The organism is Streptomyces sp. NPDC058758 (assembly GCF_042746075.1).
GTDB lineage: Bacteria > Actinomycetota > Actinomycetes > Streptomycetales > Streptomycetaceae > Streptomyces.
Window position 1 is genome coordinate 136,677 of sequence record NZ_JBHYPS010000011.1, and the last position, 17,087, is coordinate 153,763.

Here is a 17,087-nt window from a genome sequence, read left to right on the forward strand (position 1 = left end):
CTCCCTGGGCTGCGGTCGCGTCCTGCGGTTCGGGGGTGGTCACCGGCGGCTCCTTCCGTGCGGCTGGGGATGCGGAAACGGCCCGGCGGACCGGTGGGTCCGTCGGGCCGTGCTCCTAGAGGGCGTCCGGTCCGCGCTCGCCCGTGCGGACGCGGACGGCGGTCTCGACCGGGACGCTCCACACCTTTCCGTCACCGATCTTGCCGGTGCGGGCGGCCTTCACGACGACGTCGATGAGCTGTTCGGCGTCCTCGTCCTCGACCAGGACCTCGATGCGGATCTTGGGGACGAGGTCGACGGTGTACTCGGCTCCGCGGTAGACCTCGGTGTGGCCGCGCTGGCGTCCGTACCCGCTGGCCTCGGTGACGGTGAGGCCGTGGACCCCGAAGGCCTGGAGGGCCTCCTTGATCTCGTCGAGCCGGTGCGGCTTCACGACCGCGGTGATGAGCTTCATGCGTCCACCTTCTTGTTCTCCGTGACAACCGGCGCGGCGACGGCGGTGGTGCGCCCGGAGGCGCCGCCGCCGGCTCCGCTGAAGTCGTAGGCGGTCTCGGCGTGCTCGACCTGGTCGATGCCGGAGACCTCGTCGTCCTCGTCGACCCGCATGCCCATGGTCTTGTCGATGACCAGGGCGAGGATCGCGGAGACGACCAGAGAGTAGGCGAGGACGGCGAAGACGCCGACGGCCTGCTTGCCGAGCTGCTCCAGGCCGCCGCCGTAGAAGAGGCCCTTGGCGTCGGACTGGACGCCGCCGGTCGCGAAGAGGCCGACGAGGAGGGAGCCGAGGACGCCGCCGACGAGGTGGACGCCGACGACGTCGAGGGAGTCGTCGTAGCCGAACCTGTACTTGAGGCCGACGGCCATGGCGCAGACGAGACCGGCGATGGCGCCGATGGCGATGGCGCCGAGCGGGGAGCAGGAGCCGCCGGCGGGGGTGATGGCGACGAGGCCGGCGACGGCGCCGGAGGCCGCGCCGAGGGTGGTGAAGGAGCCATGGCGGAGCTTCTCGTAGGCGAGCCAGGCGAGCATGGCGGCGCCGGTGGCGACCTGGGTGTTGACGAACATGACGGCGCCGACGCCGTCGTCGTTGCCGAGCCACGAGCCGGCGTTGAAGCCGAACCAGCCGAACCAGAGGAGACCGGCGCCGAGCATGACCAGCGGGAGGCTGTGCGGGCGCATCGGGTCCTTCTTGAAGCCGACGCGCTTGCCGATGACGAGGATGACGCCGAGGGCGGCCGCGCCGGCGTTGATGTGGACGGCCGTGCCGCCCGCGAAGTCGATGACGCCCATCTCGAAGAGCCAGCCGCCCGCGCCCCAGACCCAGTGGGCGACGGGGAAGTAGACGACCGTGACCCAGAGGGTGATGAAGAGGGCCCAGGCGGTGAACTTGACCCGGTCCGCGAGGGCGCCGCTGATCAGGGCGGGGGTGAGGATGGCGAACATCAGCTGGAAGACGGCGAAGACGTACACCGGGATGGTGTAGCCGTCCCAGAGCTCGGTGACGCCGATGCCGCTGAGGCCGAGGTAGTCGGAGGACCAGCCGACGAGGCCGCCGGAGTCGGTGCCGAAGGCGACGCTGAAGCCGTAGAGCACCCACAGGACGGTGACGATCCCGAGGCTGATGAAGCTCATCATCAGCATGTTGAGGGTGGACTTCACGCGGACCATGCCTCCGTAGAAGAAGGCGAGGGCCGGGGTCATCAGCATGACCAGGGCGGAGCAGATGAGCATGAACCCGGTGTTGGCGGCGGACAGCTCGGGGGCGTCTGCTGCCAGGGTCGTGATGGCTGGTGCCATCGGCGTCTCCTCGTCGTCGGTGCGGCCTGTGCGGGGCGGGGCCGGCGGTGAGCGGCGGCCTGAGGGATGGCCGGTTATGGGCCAGAGATTCGCGCAGCGCGGTTTCCGACGATGCCGCTCGATGTTTCGGGGCAGTGACGAAGGGAGGGGACGTGTTACGCGACCGTGAACACCCGGGTCACGGGGAGGTAACGGGCGTACGCTCCCGGCCCGGCGGGCGGGTCCGGGCGGGGGCGGGAACGCGGACCGGCCGCGCCGGCGTCCGTGTGACCTGTGCGGCGGGGGAGCCGATTCGGGCAGTACGGGACGTCCGGCGCGGCCGGGGTCGTGGGGCTCGCGGGGCGGTCAGACGGCCTCGGCGGACTCGGGCAGGAGCAGGGTGAGCCGGTCGGTGAGGTCGACGACCTCGGCGACGTCGCCGAAGTCGCGGGCGGCGGTGTCGACGGTCTTGCGGAGCCGGTTGTTGACCCGCTCGGAGCGGATCGAGCGGGCGACCCCGAGGGCCTTCTCGGCGAGGACGACGGACTGCTCGGGTTCGCGCTTGAGCAGGTGGACGGTGGCCATGCCGATGAGGTTGAGGGCGTACGACCGCTGGTGGTCGGGGTCCTTCTCGAAGAGTTCGACGGCCCGCTCCATGACGGGTTCGGCCAGCGAGGCGTAGCTCGGGGAGCGTCCGGCGACGTAGGCGAGGTCGCGGTAGGAGTGGGAGTTCTCGCCGTTGAGCTCGGCCTCGGTGAAGAAGCGGATCCAGTCGGGCTCGGGCCCGCCTTCGAAGGTGGCGTCGGCGAAGGTGTCCTCGGCCATCCGGACGGCCCGCTTGCACTTGGAGGGCTGGCCCATGTTGGCGTAGGCGCGGGCCTCCATCGCATACAGCATGGCCTGGGTGCGGGGGGTGGCGCAGTCCCGACTGCCGTACTGGGCGAGGTGGATGAGTTCGAGGGCGTCGTCGGGGCGGCCGAGGTGGATCATCTGCCGGCTCATGGAGGAGAGGATGTACGAGCCGAGCGGCTTGTCGCCGGCCTCCTTGGCGGCGTGCAGGGCGAGGACGAAGTACTTCTGGGCGGTGGGCTGGAGGCCCACGTCGTAGCTCATCCAGCCGGCGAGTTCGGCCAGTTCGGCGGCGACGGTGAAGAGGCGCCGGGAGACGGGGGCCGGCTGGGCCTCCTGGAGGAGGTCGGTGACCTCGTGGAGCTGGCCGACGACGGCCTTGCGGCGCAGTCCGCCGCCGCACTGGGCGTCCCACTTGCGGAACATGGCGGTGGTGGATTCGAGGAGGTCGAGCTCGATCTCGGAGAGCCGGCGCGGGCGGCGCCCGTCGGACGCGGGGTCGGCGGGGGCGGGTTCGCCGGTGGGGGTGGGGACGAGCCAGCGCTGCATGGGCTCGATGAGGGCGGGGCCGGCGGCGAGCTGGAGCGAGGAGCCGAGGAAGCCGCGCCGGGCGAGCATGAGGTCGCTGCGGGAGAACTCGCTGAGCAGGGAGACGGTCTGCGGTCCGGCCCAGGGCAGGTCGACGCCGGAGACGGAGGGGGACTGGTGGGCGGTGCGCAGTCCGAGGTCCTCGATGGCGACGACGGAGCCGAAGCGCTCGGAGAACAGCTCGGAGAGGATTCTCGGAATGGGTTCGCGGGGCTGTTCGCCGTCGAGCCAGCGGCGCACCCGGGAGGTGTCGGTGGAGATGTGGTGGGCGCCCATCTGGCGCGCCCTGCGGTTCACCTGGCGGGCCAGCTCGCCCTTGGACCAGCCGCTGCGCACGAACCACGAGCCGAGCCGCTCGTTGGGGCGCTTGCCGGCATTCGTACCGTCCGTGCCGCTGCCGCCCACTGGAACGCCCCCATCCACCTGATTGCCTGTCGTGCGAACCCCTATCAGAATGCCGCGTCCCGCGGCTCCCCGCTCGGTGTTCCGACTCCTTCGAACGGGAAACCGGCTTGCCTCCGGCATACCCACCCGTGCACGCCCCTCCGGGCTCCGGGTACCGAAAGTAATCCTACGATCACCCCTGCCGTGAGGGCGTGACAAGAAACGCCACCATTCGCCACCCCTTCGAATGAACTCGCCGGGGGCTCCACACGATTCACTTGACATGCGACGACCCGGAGTCGGCGGACGGAAGCGCGGAGAGGCGCGCGCCACCGTGCGCACCACCCCGTTCGCCACTGTGCGCCACCCCGGGCGGCGCATCCCGGGCGGGTCGTCACCTTCCGTGACACAGGTGCTCCGGGTCGTAACCACCGGCGCGTCCGACCCGTTGGAGGGGGCATGGGCTTCACGATCGGCGGCATTCGTGAGATGCGGTCCGGCTCACGGCGCCGCGCGCGCACCACCGAGTGCACCGCGGTGGCCGAGTACACCGGACTCTGGGGCTGGGACGTCCAGCCCGGCGCGCGGGCCGTCTCCGGCCAGTGCTCCTGCGGCGACCGGGCCTGCACGGCCCCGGGCGCGCATCCTCTCTCCTTCGCGTCGCCCGTGCCGGCGGGCGCGGGGCTCGACGACGCGACCAAGGCGTGGTCGGAGTACCCCGGGGCGGCGCTGCTGCTGCCGGTGGGCCGCGCCTTCGACGTGATCGAGGTGGCCGAGGCTGCGGGCCGGCGGGCGCTGGTCCGGATGGAGCGGATGGGGCTGCCGCTGGGGCCGGTCTGCGCGACGCCGAACGGCCGGGCGCAGTTCTTCGTGGCGCCGGGCGCGGCGGCGGAGCTGCCGCGGCTGCTGTACCGGATGGGCTGGGACGACGCGGACCTGGACCTGCACTGTCTGGGGCCGGGCAGCCACATCACCGCTCCCCCGTCGAACCTCGGCGGGCTGGGTCCGGTGCGCTGGCTGCGGCCGCCGACGCTGGACACGGCGGGGGCGCCGCCGCAGGCCCGGCTGCTGCTCGGCACGCTGGCGTACATGTGCCACCGGACGCACGGCTGAGCCGTCCGCGTACGAGGAAGGGCCCCCGCTCGTGAGGAGCGGGGGCCCTTGTCCGTGCCGTCGCGGGGGTCAGTCGCCGATGAGGGCGTCGACGAAGGCGGCGGGCTCGAAGGGGGCCAGGTCGTCCGGGCCCTCGCCGAGGCCGACGAGCTTGACGGGGACGCCCAGCTCGCGCTGGACGGCGACGACGATGCCGCCCTTGGCGGTGCCGTCGAGCTTGGTCAGGACGATGCCTGTGATGTCGACGACCTCGGCGAAGACGCGGGCCTGGATGAGGCCGTTCTGGCCGGTGGTGGCGTCGAGGACGAGGAGGATCTCGTCGAGCGGGCCGTGCTTCTCCACGACGCGCTTGACCTTGCCGAGCTCGTCCATGAGGCCGGTCTTGGTGTGCAGGCGGCCGGCGGTGTCGATCAGGACGACGTCGGCCTTCTCGGCGATGCCCTCCTTGACCGCGTCGAAGGCGATCGAGGCGGGGTCGCCGCCCTCGGGGCCGCGGACGGTGCGGGCGCCGACCCGGTCGCCCCAGGTCTGGAGCTGGTCGGCGGCGGCGGCGCGGAAGGTGTCGGCCGCGCCGAGGACGACGGACTTGCCGTCGGCGACCAGCACGCGGGCGAGCTTGCCGGTGGTGGTGGTCTTGCCGGTGCCGTTGACGCCGACGACCATGACGACGCCCGGGACGTCCTGGGGGCTCTCCGTGTGGACGGTGCGGTCGTACTCGCCGAGGAGGGCGATCAGCTCCTCGCGGAGCAGGCCGCGCAGCTCCTCGGGGGTGCGGGTGCCGAGCACCTTGACGCGCTCGCGCAGCCGCTCGACCAGCTCCTGGGTGGGGGCGACGCCGACGTCGGCGGTGAGGAGGGTCTCCTCGATCTCCTCCCAGGTGTCCTCGTCGAGGTGCTCGCGGGAGAGCAGGGTCAGCAGGCCCTTGCCCAGCGAGTTCTGGGAGCGGGCGAGCCTGGCCCGGAGGCGGACGAGGCGTCCGGCGGTGGGCTCGGGCACCTCGATCTCGGGCGCGGGCGGGGCCTCGGCGACGACCGGGTCCTCGACGGCGGCGGGGGTCTCGACCGCCTCCTCGGCGGTGGGGAGGCCGAGCTCCTCGACGGTGCGGCGTGGTTCTTCCCGCGGTGTCTCCGCCTCGTCGCCGACGTGCGGCTCGGCGGGCGGAGCGGTGATGGTCGGCGTGGTGGACGGCGGCTCGGCCGGCGGCAGCTGCTTCTTCTTGCGACCGCTGATCACGAGTCCGCTGGTCACGGCGACCGCGACGACCAGAGCGATGACTACAGCAAGGATGAGTTCCATAACGTCCACCAGTATCGGACACGAGCCGCCCGGTGACGCCGTACGCACGCAGCGTGGGTCGCGGGTCGGGGGCCGTCCGGGGCGTTCTCATCTGACACCCCGTCAGCTATGGTCGCCCCTCGCCGGCAGCCCACCCGCGGAGGGAACCCCATGGCCTTCAGCGTCGTACGTTTCAACCTGGTCGACCCGCGCGCCACCCCCGAGTCCCTCGCGGAGCGCTACCGCGCCGCCCTGGAGATGGCGGCCTACGCCGACGGGCACGGGGTGGACACCGTGCAGACCGAGGAGCACCACGGGGTGGAGAACAACTGGCTCCCCTCCCCCTTCGTCTTCGCCGGCGCGGTCTTCGGCGCCACCCGCCGGATCGCGGTCACGGTCTCCGCGGTCATCGGCCCGCTGCACGACCCGCTGCGGCTGGCGGAGGACGTCGCGGTGCTCGACCTGCTGAGCCGCGGCCGGCTGATGACGGTGGCGGGGATCGGCTACCGGCCGGAGGAGTACGAGGAGCGCGGGGTCGACTGGGGGCGGCGCGGGAAGCTCCAGGACGAGCTCCTGGAGACCCTGCTCGCCGCCTGGACGGGCGAGCCCTTCGCGTACCGGGGGCGTACGGCGCGGGTCACCCCGCGGCCCTTCACCCGGCCGCACCCGCTGCTGCTGGTCGGGGGCTCGTCGAAGGCGGCGGCGCGGCGGGCGGCGCGGCTGGGGCTGCCGTTCTTCCCGTCGGCGCACCTGCCGGAGCTGGAGGCGTACTACCGGGAGCGGTGCGCGGAGTACGGCACCGAGGGCTGGACGATGATGCCGGCGCGGGAGACGCCGCTGCTGCACGTGTCGGAGGACCCGGACCGGACCTGGGCGGAGTACGGGGAGCACTTCCTGCACGAGGCGCGGACCTACGCCTCCTGGCAGTCGAAGGACATCCGCTCGGCGGTCCGGTCGGCGGCGTCGAGCGTGGCGGAGCTCCGCGCGGAGGGGGTCTACCGGGTGGTGACGCCCGGGGAGTGCGCGGAGCTCGGCCTGGAGAGCCTGGTGCTGCACCCGCTGTGCGGGGGGATGCCGGTGGAGGAGGGGTGGCGGAGCCTGCGGCTGTTCTGCGAGGAGGTGCTGCCGCGCGTCGGGGCGTAGCCGTCAGCCCATCTCCTCCAGCGCCTTGCCCTTGGTCTCCTTGACGTACCTGAGCACGAAGGGGATCGAGAGCACGGCGAAGACGGTGTAGATGACGTAGGTGCCGGAGAGGTTCCAGTCCGACAGGGACGGGAAGCTGGCGGTGATGGCCCAGTTGGCGATCCACTGCGCGGAGGCGGCGACGCCGAGGGCGGCGGCGCGGATCCGGTTGGGGAACATCTCGCCGAGGAAGACCCAGACGACCACGCCCCAGGAGAGGGCGAAGAAGAGCACGAAGACGTGGGCGGCGACGAGGGCCACGACGCCCTGGGTCTCGGGGAGCTTGCCGTCGACGAGGTCGGCGGAGAAGGCCCAGGCCTCGAAGGCGAGGGCGATCGCCATGCCGACGGAGCCGACGAGGGCGAGCGGCTTGCGGCCGACCCGGTCGACCAGGACCATCGCGATCACGGTGCCGATGATGTTGATGATCGACGTGGTGAACGAGTAAAAGAACGAGCTCGACGGGTCGATGCCGACGGACTGCCAGAGCGTCGAGGAGTAGTAGAAGGCGACGTTGATGCCGACGAGCTGCTGGAAGACGGAGAGGCCGATGCCGACCCAGACGATGGGCAGCAGGCGGAAGCGGCTGCCGGGGGCGAGCAGGTCCTTGAAGGTGGACTTGTGCTCGCTGCGCATCGCGTTCTCGATCTCGGCGACCCGGTGGTCGAGGTCGACGCCCTTGCCCTCGACCTCGGCGAGCACCTCCTTGGCCCGCTCGGTCTTCCCCACGGAGATGAGGAAGCGGGGGGACTCGGGGATGGCGAAGGAGAGCAGCCCGTAGAGGAGGGCGGGGACGACCATCACGCCGAGCATCCACTGCCAGGCCTCCAGGCCGCCGATCTCGCCGCGCTGCTCGCCGTCGGCGAGCTGGAGGATGCCGTAGTTGACGAGCTGGGAGATGGCGATGCCGATGACGATGGCGGCCTGCTGGAAGGAGCCGAGCCGGCCGCGGTAGGCGGCGGGGGCGACCTCGGCGATGTAGGCGGGGCCGATGACGGAGGCCATGCCGATGGCGAAGCCGCCGACGATCCGCCAGAAGGCGAGGTCCCAGAGGGCGAAGGGGAGCGCGGAGCCGACGGCGCTGACGGTGAAGAGGGCTGCGGAGATCTGCATGCAGCGGATGCGGCCGATGCGGTCGGCGATCCGGCCGGCGGTCGCGGCGCCGATGGCGCAGCCGATCAGGGCGATGGCGATGACCTGGGCGAGGGTCGCGGAGCCGATGTCGTAGCGGTCGCGGATGGCCTCGACGGCGCCGTTGATGACGGAGCTGTCGTAGCCGAAGAGGAAGCCGCCCATGGCGGCCGAGGCGGTGATGAAGATGACGTGGCCGAGGTGGTCCGGGTGGGCCGCCCTGCCTTCGGAGGGCGGCGGCGTGGGGACATGTGCGGTGTCGGTCACATGGACTCCTCGGTGTGGCGGTCCTTCGGTCCTCTTCCCGGATCTCCAGGAGGCTTCCGGTTACCCAGGATTCCCAGTGGCGCACACCTTCGGTCCCGCCACCACTTCAGCGGAGCCGCTGGCTGATCACCTTCGAGACGCCGTCGCCCTGCATGGAGACCCCGTACAGCGCGTCCGCGACCTCCATCGTCCGCTTCTGGTGGGTGATCACGATGAGCTGCGAGGACTCCTGGAGCTCCCGCATGATCCGGATCAGGCGCTGGAGGTTGGTGTCGTCGAGCGCCGCCTCGACCTCGTCCATGACGTAGAAGGGGCTCGGCCGGGCCTTGAAGATCGAGACGAGCAGGGCCACGGCGGTCAGCGAGCGCTCGCCGCCGGAGAGCAGCGAGAGCCGTTTGACCTTCTTGCCGGGCGGCCGTGCCTCCACGTCGATGCCGGTGGTGAGCATGTTGTCGGGGTCGGTGAGCACCAGCCGGCCCTCGCCGCCGGGGAAGAGGCGGGAGAAGACGCCCTCGAACTCGCGGGCGGTGTCGTGGTACGCCTCGGTGAAGACCTGCTCGACGCGCTGGTCGACCTCCTTCACGACCTGGAGGAGGTCGGCGCGGGTCTTCTTCAGGTCCTCCAGCTGTTCGGAGAGGAAGCGGTGCCGCTCCTCCAGGGCCGCGAACTCCTCCAGGGCGAGCGGGTTGACCTTGCCGAGCTGCTGGAAGGCGCGCTCGGCCGCTTTCAGCCGCTTCTCCTGCTCCGAACGGATGAAGGGGCGCGGCTGGTTGCGGGGGTCCTCGGGGTCGTCGGGGAGCGTCTCGCCCTCGGCGGGCGGCGACGGCGGCACGGGCTGGTCGGGGCCGTACTCGGCGGTGAGCGCGCCCGTCTCGACCCCGAACTCCTCCAGGGCCTTCGCCTCCAGCTGTTCGATCCGCAGCCGCTTCTCCGCTCCCAGGACCTCGCCGCGGTGGACGGAGTCGGTGAGCTTGTCGAGGGCGGCCTTGAGTTCGCGGCCCCGGGCGCGGGCGGCGCCGAGGCCCTGCTCGCGGTCGGCGCGGGCGGCGGCGGCCGCGGCGCGCTCGCGTTCGGCCCGCTCCAGCGAGACCTCGACGTGGGCGAGAAGGGTACGGGCTCCGGCGGCGACCGCGCCCGCGACCCGGGCCTCGTGGCGGAGGCGGGCCCGGCGCTGCTCGGCACGCGCGCGTGCATCCCGTTCGGCGCGGGCGGCGCGGTCGAGGGAGTCGGCGCGGCCGGCCAGGCCCTTGACCCGCTCCTCGTGGGTGCGGACCTGGAGGCGGGCCTCCATCTCGGTCTGGCGGGCGTTGGAGCCGTCGATGGCGAGCCGGTCGCGGACGGAGGTGTCGGGTTCCTCCTCGGCCGGCGCCTCCTCGGCGACGAGCAGTCGTTCGGCCAGTTCCTCGGCCTCGGCGCGGGCGCGTTCGAGGGCTTCCTGGGCGCGGGCGACGGCGGCGGCGGTCCGCTCGGCCTCGCCGGCCGCTCCCCTGGCCTGGCCGGCGAGCCGTCCGAGGGCCTGGGCGACGGACGCCTTCTCCTTCTCGGCGGTGCGCCGGAGGGCGTCGAGCTCCTCGACGCGGGCGGCGGCGGCGCGGCGGTGTTCGGCGGCCTCCTCCTTGGCTCGGGCCGACTCCTCGCACCGGACGGTCAGTTCGGCCAGTTCGACGGCGGCCTCGTCCACCTGGGCCTGGACTTCGAGGAGGCTGGGCGCTCCGGCGGCGCCGCCCTGCGCGTGGTGCGCGCCGAGCAGGTCGCCGTCGGCGGTGACGGCGGTGAGTCCGGGGTGGGCGCGGACGAGGTCGCGGGCCTCGTCGAGGCCGTCGACGACGACGACGCCGTCGAGCAGCCGGCGGACGGAGTCCAGCAGGCCGTCGGGGCCGGAGACCAGGGCGGCGGCGGCCACCGCGCCGGCGGGCAGGGGGCGCGGGGCCGGGGCGGGGCCGGGGGGCGCGGTGAGGATCAGGGCGGCCCGGCCGGCGTCCTGCTTGCGGAGGAGGCGGAGGGCCTCGACGGCGGCGGCGGGTCCGTCGGCGGCGAGGGCGTCGGCGGCGGCGCCGAGGGCGGCGGCGACGGGGATCTCGTGGCCGGGGGCGACGGTGAGGAGCTCGGCGGCGGGGCCGAGGATCCCGGTGAGGCCTGCGGAGAGCAGGGCGCCGGTGCCGTCCTTGCGGCGGAGCCCGAGCGCGAGGGTGTCGTGCCGGGCGCGGGTGGCGGCGCGGCGGCTCTCCGCGGTGGCGGCCTCCTCGCGGGCGGCGCCGAGCGCGGTCTCGGCGTCGGCGAGGGCCCTGCGGGCCTCCTCGTACCGTTCGGCGTGCTCGGTGTCGGCGGCGTCGAGGTCGTCGACCTCGGCCCTGAGCCGTTCGTACTCCTCCTGGGCGGCGGCGGCGCGGTCGGCGGCCTCGTCGCGGGCGGCGGTCAGCCGGTCGATCTCGGCCTGGGCGGAGGCCGCGCGGGAGCGGGCGGCGTTGACCTGGCCGTGCAGCCGGGCGAGGCCCTCGCGGCGGTCGGCGAGGGCGCGGGCGGCGTCCCTGAGGCGGCGTTCCTCGGCGGCGAGGGCCCGCTCCAGCTCGGCCCGGTGGTCGACGGTGTCCTCCAGGGCCCGCTCGGCGGCCTCCAGGGCGGCCTCCAGTTCGGCCTCCTGCTCGCGGACGCGGGCTGCCTCGCGCTCCAGGTCCTCGGGGTCACGGCCGCGGCGTTCCTCGGCGGGGGCGTCGGTGGCGCTCCGCACGCGGGCGTCGGCGAGGGAGACGGTGCCGCGGACGCGTTCGGCGAGCTGGGAGAGGGCGTACCAGCTCTGCTGGGCGCGCTCCAGGCGGGGGGCGAGGGCGCGGACCTCGGCCTCCAGCGCGGCCTCGTGGGCGAGCGCGGCGCGCAGCTCCTCCTCGGTGGCCTCCTTGCGGGCCAGGAGGGCGGCCTCGTCGGCGAGTTCCGCCCGCAGGGCGCGCTGGTGGCGGACGAGGTCGTCGGCGAGGAGGCGGAGGCGGGCGTCGCGCAGGTCGGCCTGGATGACGACGGCGCGGCGGGCGACGGCGGCCTGCCGGCCGAGCGGCTTGAGCTGGCGGCGGAGTTCGTCGGTGAGGTCCTGGACGCGTGCGAGGTTGGCCCGCATCGCGTCGAGCTTCCGCAGCGCCTTCTCCTTGCGCTTGCGGTGTTTGAGGACGCCGGCGGCCTCCTCGATGAAGGCGCGCCGGCCCATCGGGTCGGCGTGCAGCACCGAGTCGAGCTGGCCCTGGCCGACGATGACGTGCATCTCGCGGCCGATGCCGGAGTCGGAGAGGAGGTCCTGGATGTCGAGCAGCCGGCAGGTGTCGCCGTTGATCTGGTACTCGCTGCTGCCGCCCCGGAACATGATCCGGGTGATCGTCACCTCGGCGTAGTCGATGGGCAGGGCGCCGTCGGAGTTGTCGATGGTGAGCGAGACCTCGGCGCGGCCGAGCGGGGGCCGCCCGGTGGTGCCGGCGAAGATGACGTCCTCCATCTTGCCGCCGCGCAGCGACTTGGCGCCCTGCTCGCCCATGACCCAGGACAGCGCGTCCACGACGTTGGACTTGCCGGAGCCGTTGGGGCCGACGACGCAGGTGATCCCGGGTTCGAACCTCAGCGTGGTGGCGGAGGCGAAGGACTTGAATCCGCGGAGCGTGAGGGCCTTGAGGTGCACCCCCGGGACTCTACCCGGGGTGTCGCGTTTCACCGGTGATCGCGCAGGGCAGACCCTCGGGTGGGAAGAGGTGTGACGCGGGGGGACGCGAGGTGTCCGCGGGGGAAAGAAGGGGTCGCGGAGGGCGCGACGGTCGTCGGAGAAGACGGTCGCGGGGTGAAGAAAAGAAGGGACGCCGAGGCGCCCCTTGCCTATTCAGCTGTTCCCACCTGAGCCCGTCGGGCTTGGGGTGTCAGGTGAGCGCAGGCTCCGCCTGGGGTACGTCGAGGTCGATGCGGTCGAGCAGCGACTCGCCCTGCTGAGCGGCGGCAGCGGCGAGCGCGTCGTTCTCGGTCTGGATCCGTACGAGCTCGGATTCCAGATCCTGGACGCGCTGCTGAAGCCGTCGCATCTCGGCGAGGAGTCGCGGGTCGGAGCCGCCGACGTAACCGAGAAGCGCCTTTGCCATGATGAGTGGTCCTCCACACTGAGTGACCGACCGATTGCGGTGTGGGTCGTGAGGGATGGATTCGCACCCGCGGTGCTCGGCAGTACCTGAGTCGTGCCGGTGTTCTACTGCCACACAGCTAAGGTGCGCGGGGCTTCCAGAGTCTCACCAAAAAGTTTGACGGTCAACACGATCACGCCCCGATCGGCGCGGCACAGGGGGAGTTCGCGGCCGCTTCGCAGGCGGCGGCGCCTCTCGACCCGTGGCTCCGGGGCGTGGCGATCATCCTCGTCCGGGAAGCCTTGCACGAGTGCCGGACCTTGGCAACCACCAGGCACTCCTCCTGTTCATCCGCCCGAAAGCCGCCCTCCGGCCGGTGCCTGCCGGGGGCGTCCGGAGGGCGGGCCGGCGCGAGGTGCGGAGGGTTCCCGGGGGCGGGGGTCAGCGGATGGCGAAGCCGTCGTATCCGCCCCGGGGTGTGCCCCATATCTCGGTGACACCGTCCACGCGGCCGGGCGTGTCACCGGTCCGCAGCCAGTCGAGGAGACGGTGGCAATTCTCACTCGGGCCCTCGGCCACGACCTGGACCCGGCCGTCGTCGAGGTTCAGGGCGAAGCCGCTGAGACCGCCGATCTCCAGAGCGTTTGCCCTGGTGAACCAGCGGAAGCCCACTCCCTGTACCCGTCCGCGCACCCAGGCGGTCATCCGTACGTCGTCACTCATGGCTGCACGCTAGCGGGCGGATTGCCCGGACAGCACGTCGCGGCGGCTTCCCATGGCGTACAGTCCGACGGAATGCGCCTCACCCGTACGGGTGCGCCCCTCTCGGCCGTCCGTACGGAGCGTCACGCTCCACGGAGAGCATGCCGAAAGCAAAGGCCGCAAAGATCCGGCTTCGGGAGCCCCGCTCCGAAGGTCCAGCAGAGAGCCAGCTCAGGGAGGCAGGCAGATGGGACGCCACCGTCGCTCCGGCGCCGCGCCCGCCGAGGCAGACTACGCGACCGGCACCGGCCGCGATCACGGGGGTCCCCGCCGCAAGCGGCGCGGCCGCCCGGTCCGCACCGGACTGATCGGCGCCTCGGCGGCGGTCGCCGTCGGTGCCGTCGCGGTCGCCACGGGACTCCTCCCCGGCGGGGAGACCCTCACCGCCGGCAGCGTGGGCAGCGGCAGGCCCACCACCGCCACGGAGACCCGGCAGACCCCGGAGCTGACCACGCAGGGCGGGGCGACCCGCACCCCGGCCGACACGTCGACGAGCACCGGCACGGGCGCCGGGAAGGGCACGGACACCCGCACGGCGGCTCCGAAGAAGTCCACGGCCCCGGCCTCCCCCAAAACCACGCCCGCTCCCACGAAGTCCGCGACGCCCTCCCCCACCCCGTCGAAGACGCGCGCCGCGGCCCCCGCCACCACCCCGGCGAAGCCGCTGCCCGAGCCGACGAAGGCCCCGGCCACCACCCGGGCCGCCGCCCCGAAGCCCGCCCCCACCACCGAGGCCCCGGCCGAGGAGGCGACGGCGGCGGGCTCCACCGCCGACCGCGCGGACGCCGCCGAGGCCGAGGTGCTGCGCCTGGTGAACGTCGAGCGCGGCAAGGTCGGCTGCTCCCCGATACGGCCCTCGGAGGACCTCGCCCGGCTGGCCGGCGCCTTCAGCGCCGACATGGCCGCCCGGAACTTCTTCGACCACACCGACCCCGACGGCGCGACCCCCTGGTCCCGCGCCCAGGCGGTCGGCGTCACCGGCCTCGGTGCCGAGAACATCGCCCGCGGCCAGGTCGACGCGACCGCCGTGATGGTCTCCTGGATGAACAGCGACGGCCACCGCGCCAACATCCTGAACTGCGACTTCACCACCCTCGGCGTCGGCGTCCACTTCGGTGACGGCGGCCCGTGGTGGACCCAGGACTTCGGCTACTGAACCGGCCTCCCCCACGGTTACCGTGGGGGGTATGACCGACGATCTCGCCTTTGATGTCTTCGCGCGGGAGTGTGCCTCGCGGGTGACGCTGGAGCACGTCACGGGCCGGTGGGGCGCCCTCACCCTGGGCGCCCTGCACGAGGGGTCCTTCCGCTTCAACGAGCTGCGGCGCCGGGTGGACGGCGTCAGCGAGAAGATGCTGGCGCAGACGCTGCACGCGCTGGAGCGGGACGGGCTGGTGCACCGTGAGGCGCAGCCGGTCAATCCGCCCCGGGTCGACTACCGGCTCACCCCGCTCGGGCGGGACGTCGCCGAGCGCCTGGTCGGGCTGATCGCGCTGGTGGAGGGGCGGATGCCGGAGGTCGTCGCGGCGCGGCGGGCGTACGACGCCGAGCGCGCCGCCGCCACGGACCGGGCGGTCACGGGCTGAGCCGGCGCCCGCTCGGCCGGGGCCGGTCCGTCGCCGGCCGAGCGGTCAGGGACGCGGCGGACGCTGGCAGCGCGGGCAGAAGTAGCTGGAGCGGTTCATCCAGGCGCGGCGGCGCATCGGCGTGCCGCAGCGGCGGCAGGGCTCGTCCTCCCGCCCGTAGGCGTCGAGCGAGCGGTCGAAGTAGCCGGACTCGCCGTTCACGTTCACGTAGAGGCTGTCGAAGCTGGTGCCGCCGGCGGCGAGCGCCGCGTTCATCACGTCGCGGACGTGGCCGAGGAGTTCGGCCGAGCGCGGGCGGGTGAGGGTGGCGGTCGGCCGGTCGTAGTGCAGCCTGGCCCGCCACAGGGCCTCGTCGGCGTAGATGTTGCCGACGCCGCTGATCAGCGACTGGTCGAGGAGCGCCCGCTTGATCGTGGTGCGGCGCAGCCGGAGCGCGGCCTGGAAGACGGCGTCGTCGAAGGCCGGGTCGAGCGGGTCGCGGGCGATGTGCCCGATGACGTCCGGCAGCCCGTCGGCACTGTCGGGGGCCGTGTCGTGCAGCGAGAGACCGCCGAAGGTGCGCTGGTCGACGAAGCGGAGCTCCGTACCGGTCCGGTCGTCGAAGCGGATCCGGATCCTCAGGTGCTTCTCGTCGGGGGCGCCCTCCGGCTGTACCAGGAGCTGCCCGCTCATCCCGAGGTGCCCGAGGACCGAGGTGCCGGTGTCGGCGAGCGGCAGCCACAGGTACTTGCCGCGGCGCCGGGCCGGTTCGAAGCGGTGTCCGACGAGCCGGGCGGCGAAGTCCGCGCCGCCCGCCGGGTGGCGGCGTACGGCCCGGGGGTGGAGCACCTCGACACCGGCCACGGTCCGTCCGGCGACCCAGCGCTCCAGTCCGCGCCGGACGACCTCGACCTCGGGCAGCTCGGGCACGGGACTCCTCCGGAGGGGTACGGGGTGGTGGTCCTCGCAGCCTACCGCCGGCGGGCGACGGCCGGGGCTCCCGGGGACGGCCCCCGGTCCGGGGAACGCCCTCCTCCGGAAACGGCTCCGCCCGCCCCTGGCGGGGGCGGGCGGTGAGACTCCGCTGAAGGACGCGGGAGCCGGCCGGCGCGAGGCGCGGTCAGGCGGTGGCCGGGGTGGCCCCGTCCGTCCGGTCCTGCTCGCCGATCGCGCCGGCGTCGGCGTCGGCCTTGGCCGCCGCCGCCCGCTCGTCCGCGGCGGCGCGGATCGCGCGCCACGCGGACTCGGCGGCCTGCTGCTCCGCTTCCTTCTTGCTGCGGCCGGTGCCGGTGCCGTACGAGACACCACCGACGCGGGCGGCAGCAGTGAAGGTCTTCTCGTGGTCCGGGCCCTCCTCGGAGACGAGGTACTCCGGGACACCGAGCCCTTCGGCCGCGGTGAGTTCCTGGAGGCTGGTCTTCCAGTCCAGGCCGGCACCGAGGTTCGAGGACTTCTCGATGAGCGGGTCGAAGAGCCGGTGCACCAGCTCGGACGCCGCTTCGAGGCCCTGGTCGAGATAGACCGCGCCGATCACCGCTTCGAGGGTGTCGGCGAGGATGGATGCCTTGTCCCGGCCGCCCGTGCCCTCTTCGCCCCGGCCCAGCCGGATGAAGGAGCCCAGGTCGAGGCCGCGCCCGACGTCCGCCAGCGCACGCGAGTTGACCACCGCGGCCCGGAGCTTGGCCAGCTGGCCCTCGGGCAGATCGGGGTGGGTGCGGTAGAGGGTGTCGGTGACCACCAGGCCGAGCACGGAGTCCCCGAGGAACTCCAGCCGCTCGTTGGTGGGCAGACCGCCGTTCTCGTACGCGTACGAGCGGTGGGTCAGCGCACGCACCAGAAGGGCGGACTCGAGGTGATACCCGAGCCGCCCTTCCAGAAGCGTGTGGGACGAGGCGCTGTTGATGTTGTCAGACATCGTGCCTCTCACCAGCCCGCTCAGACCGCGAGGACCTGGCGCTTGTTGTAGGTGCCGCAGCTCGGGCACGCGATGTGCTGCAGCTTCGGCTCCTGGCAACGCTCACACGAAACCAGGGTGGGGACCGCAGCCTTCCACTGCGACCGGCGGTGGCGCGTGTTGCTGCGCGACATCTTCCGCTTCGGAACAGCCACG

At 73.0% G+C, this 17,087-nt stretch carries 15 protein-coding genes; 4 read left to right on the forward strand and 11 right to left on the reverse strand.

The window, feature by feature from the left end; all coding sequences use genetic code 11:
- Positions 1-115 precede the first annotated feature (115 nt).
- The 3 genes from ACFW6A_RS16455 to ACFW6A_RS16465 form a co-directional block, all read right to left on the reverse strand.
- Entirely contained in the window at positions 116-454 is a 339-nt protein-coding gene (locus ACFW6A_RS16455; protein WP_015036464.1) for a P-II family nitrogen regulator, read from the reverse strand.
- A complete protein-coding gene (locus ACFW6A_RS16460) occupies positions 451-1,797 on the reverse strand; it encodes an ammonium transporter (protein ID WP_351843395.1) in 1,347 nt (448 codons plus the stop codon). The genes ACFW6A_RS16455 and ACFW6A_RS16460 overlap by 4 nt, the downstream gene beginning before the upstream one ends.
- A 345-nt stretch (positions 1,798-2,142) precedes the next feature.
- Entirely contained in the window at positions 2,143-3,618 is a 1,476-nt protein-coding gene (locus ACFW6A_RS16465) for a hypothetical protein (protein ID WP_351843397.1), read from the reverse strand.
- 438 nt (positions 3,619-4,056) lie between these two features.
- Here ACFW6A_RS16465 and ACFW6A_RS16470 point away from each other — a divergent pair, with 438 nt between their 5' ends.
- The gene (locus tag ACFW6A_RS16470; RefSeq protein WP_351843399.1) at positions 4,057-4,710 is read left to right on the forward strand and encodes a bifunctional DNA primase/polymerase; all 654 of its coding nucleotides are present in this window, start codon (positions 4,057-4,059) and stop codon (positions 4,708-4,710) included.
- 69 nt (positions 4,711-4,779) lie between these two features.
- Here the strand turns inward: ACFW6A_RS16470 and ftsY are convergent, their stop codons facing one another.
- A complete protein-coding gene (ftsY, locus tag ACFW6A_RS16475; RefSeq protein WP_351843401.1) occupies positions 4,780-6,006 on the reverse strand; it encodes a signal recognition particle-docking protein FtsY in 1,227 nt (408 codons plus the stop codon).
- Positions 6,007-6,156: 150 nt separating this feature from the next.
- Between ftsY and ACFW6A_RS16480 the strand changes: the two genes are divergently transcribed.
- Complete coding sequence (locus ACFW6A_RS16480; protein WP_351843403.1) at positions 6,157-7,128, forward strand: LLM class flavin-dependent oxidoreductase; 972 nt, start codon at positions 6,157-6,159, stop codon at positions 7,126-7,128.
- A gap of 3 nt (positions 7,129-7,131) precedes the next feature.
- Here the strand turns inward: ACFW6A_RS16480 and ACFW6A_RS16485 are convergent, their stop codons facing one another.
- From ACFW6A_RS16485 to ACFW6A_RS16500, 4 genes are all read right to left on the reverse strand, one after another.
- Positions 7,132-8,565, reverse strand: a complete 1,434-nt coding sequence (locus tag ACFW6A_RS16485) for a sugar porter family MFS transporter (RefSeq protein ID WP_351843405.1) — start codon at positions 8,563-8,565, stop codon at positions 7,132-7,134.
- Between the two features lie 106 nt (positions 8,566-8,671).
- Positions 8,672-12,223 (reverse strand): chromosome segregation protein SMC, encoded by a 3,552-nt coding sequence (smc, locus tag ACFW6A_RS16490; protein WP_351843407.1) that lies wholly within the window; start codon positions 12,221-12,223, stop codon positions 8,672-8,674.
- A 232-nt stretch (positions 12,224-12,455) separates the two neighbouring features.
- Positions 12,456-12,671 carry a hypothetical protein gene (locus tag ACFW6A_RS16495; RefSeq protein ID WP_351843409.1) on the reverse strand — a complete coding sequence of 72 codons (216 nt, stop codon included), beginning with the start codon at positions 12,669-12,671 and terminating at the stop codon, positions 12,456-12,458.
- 420 nt (positions 12,672-13,091) lie between these two features.
- Positions 13,092-13,373: an acylphosphatase gene (locus ACFW6A_RS16500; protein WP_351843411.1), complete on the reverse strand. Its 282-nt coding sequence runs from the start codon at positions 13,371-13,373 to the stop codon at positions 13,092-13,094.
- 226 nt (positions 13,374-13,599) lie between these two features.
- Here ACFW6A_RS16500 and ACFW6A_RS16505 point away from each other — a divergent pair, with 226 nt between their 5' ends.
- Together ACFW6A_RS16505 and ACFW6A_RS16510 are read left to right on the forward strand one after the other, a co-directional pair.
- Positions 13,600-14,568: a CAP domain-containing protein gene (locus tag ACFW6A_RS16505; protein WP_351843413.1), complete on the forward strand. Its 969-nt coding sequence runs from the start codon at positions 13,600-13,602 to the stop codon at positions 14,566-14,568.
- 31 nt (positions 14,569-14,599) lie between these two features.
- A complete protein-coding gene (locus ACFW6A_RS16510; RefSeq protein WP_351843415.1) occupies positions 14,600-14,998 on the forward strand; it encodes a helix-turn-helix domain-containing protein in 399 nt (132 codons plus the stop codon).
- A 45-nt stretch (positions 14,999-15,043) separates the two neighbouring features.
- Here ACFW6A_RS16510 and mutM read toward each other — a convergent pair whose 3' ends face one another.
- The 3 genes from mutM to rpmF form a co-directional block, all read right to left on the reverse strand.
- On the reverse strand, positions 15,044-15,907 hold the full coding sequence (gene mutM, locus ACFW6A_RS16515) for a bifunctional DNA-formamidopyrimidine glycosylase/DNA-(apurinic or apyrimidinic site) lyase (RefSeq protein ID WP_351843416.1): 864 nt from the start codon (positions 15,905-15,907) through the stop codon (positions 15,044-15,046).
- A 190-nt stretch (positions 15,908-16,097) separates the two neighbouring features.
- The gene (gene rnc, locus ACFW6A_RS16520; protein ID WP_351843418.1) at positions 16,098-16,892 is read right to left on the reverse strand and encodes a ribonuclease III; all 795 of its coding nucleotides are present in this window, start codon (positions 16,890-16,892) and stop codon (positions 16,098-16,100) included.
- A 20-nt stretch (positions 16,893-16,912) separates the two neighbouring features.
- The gene (rpmF, locus tag ACFW6A_RS16525) at positions 16,913-17,086 is read right to left on the reverse strand and encodes a 50S ribosomal protein L32 (protein ID WP_043229344.1); all 174 of its coding nucleotides are present in this window, start codon (positions 17,084-17,086) and stop codon (positions 16,913-16,915) included.
- Position 17,087 lies beyond the last annotated feature (1 nt).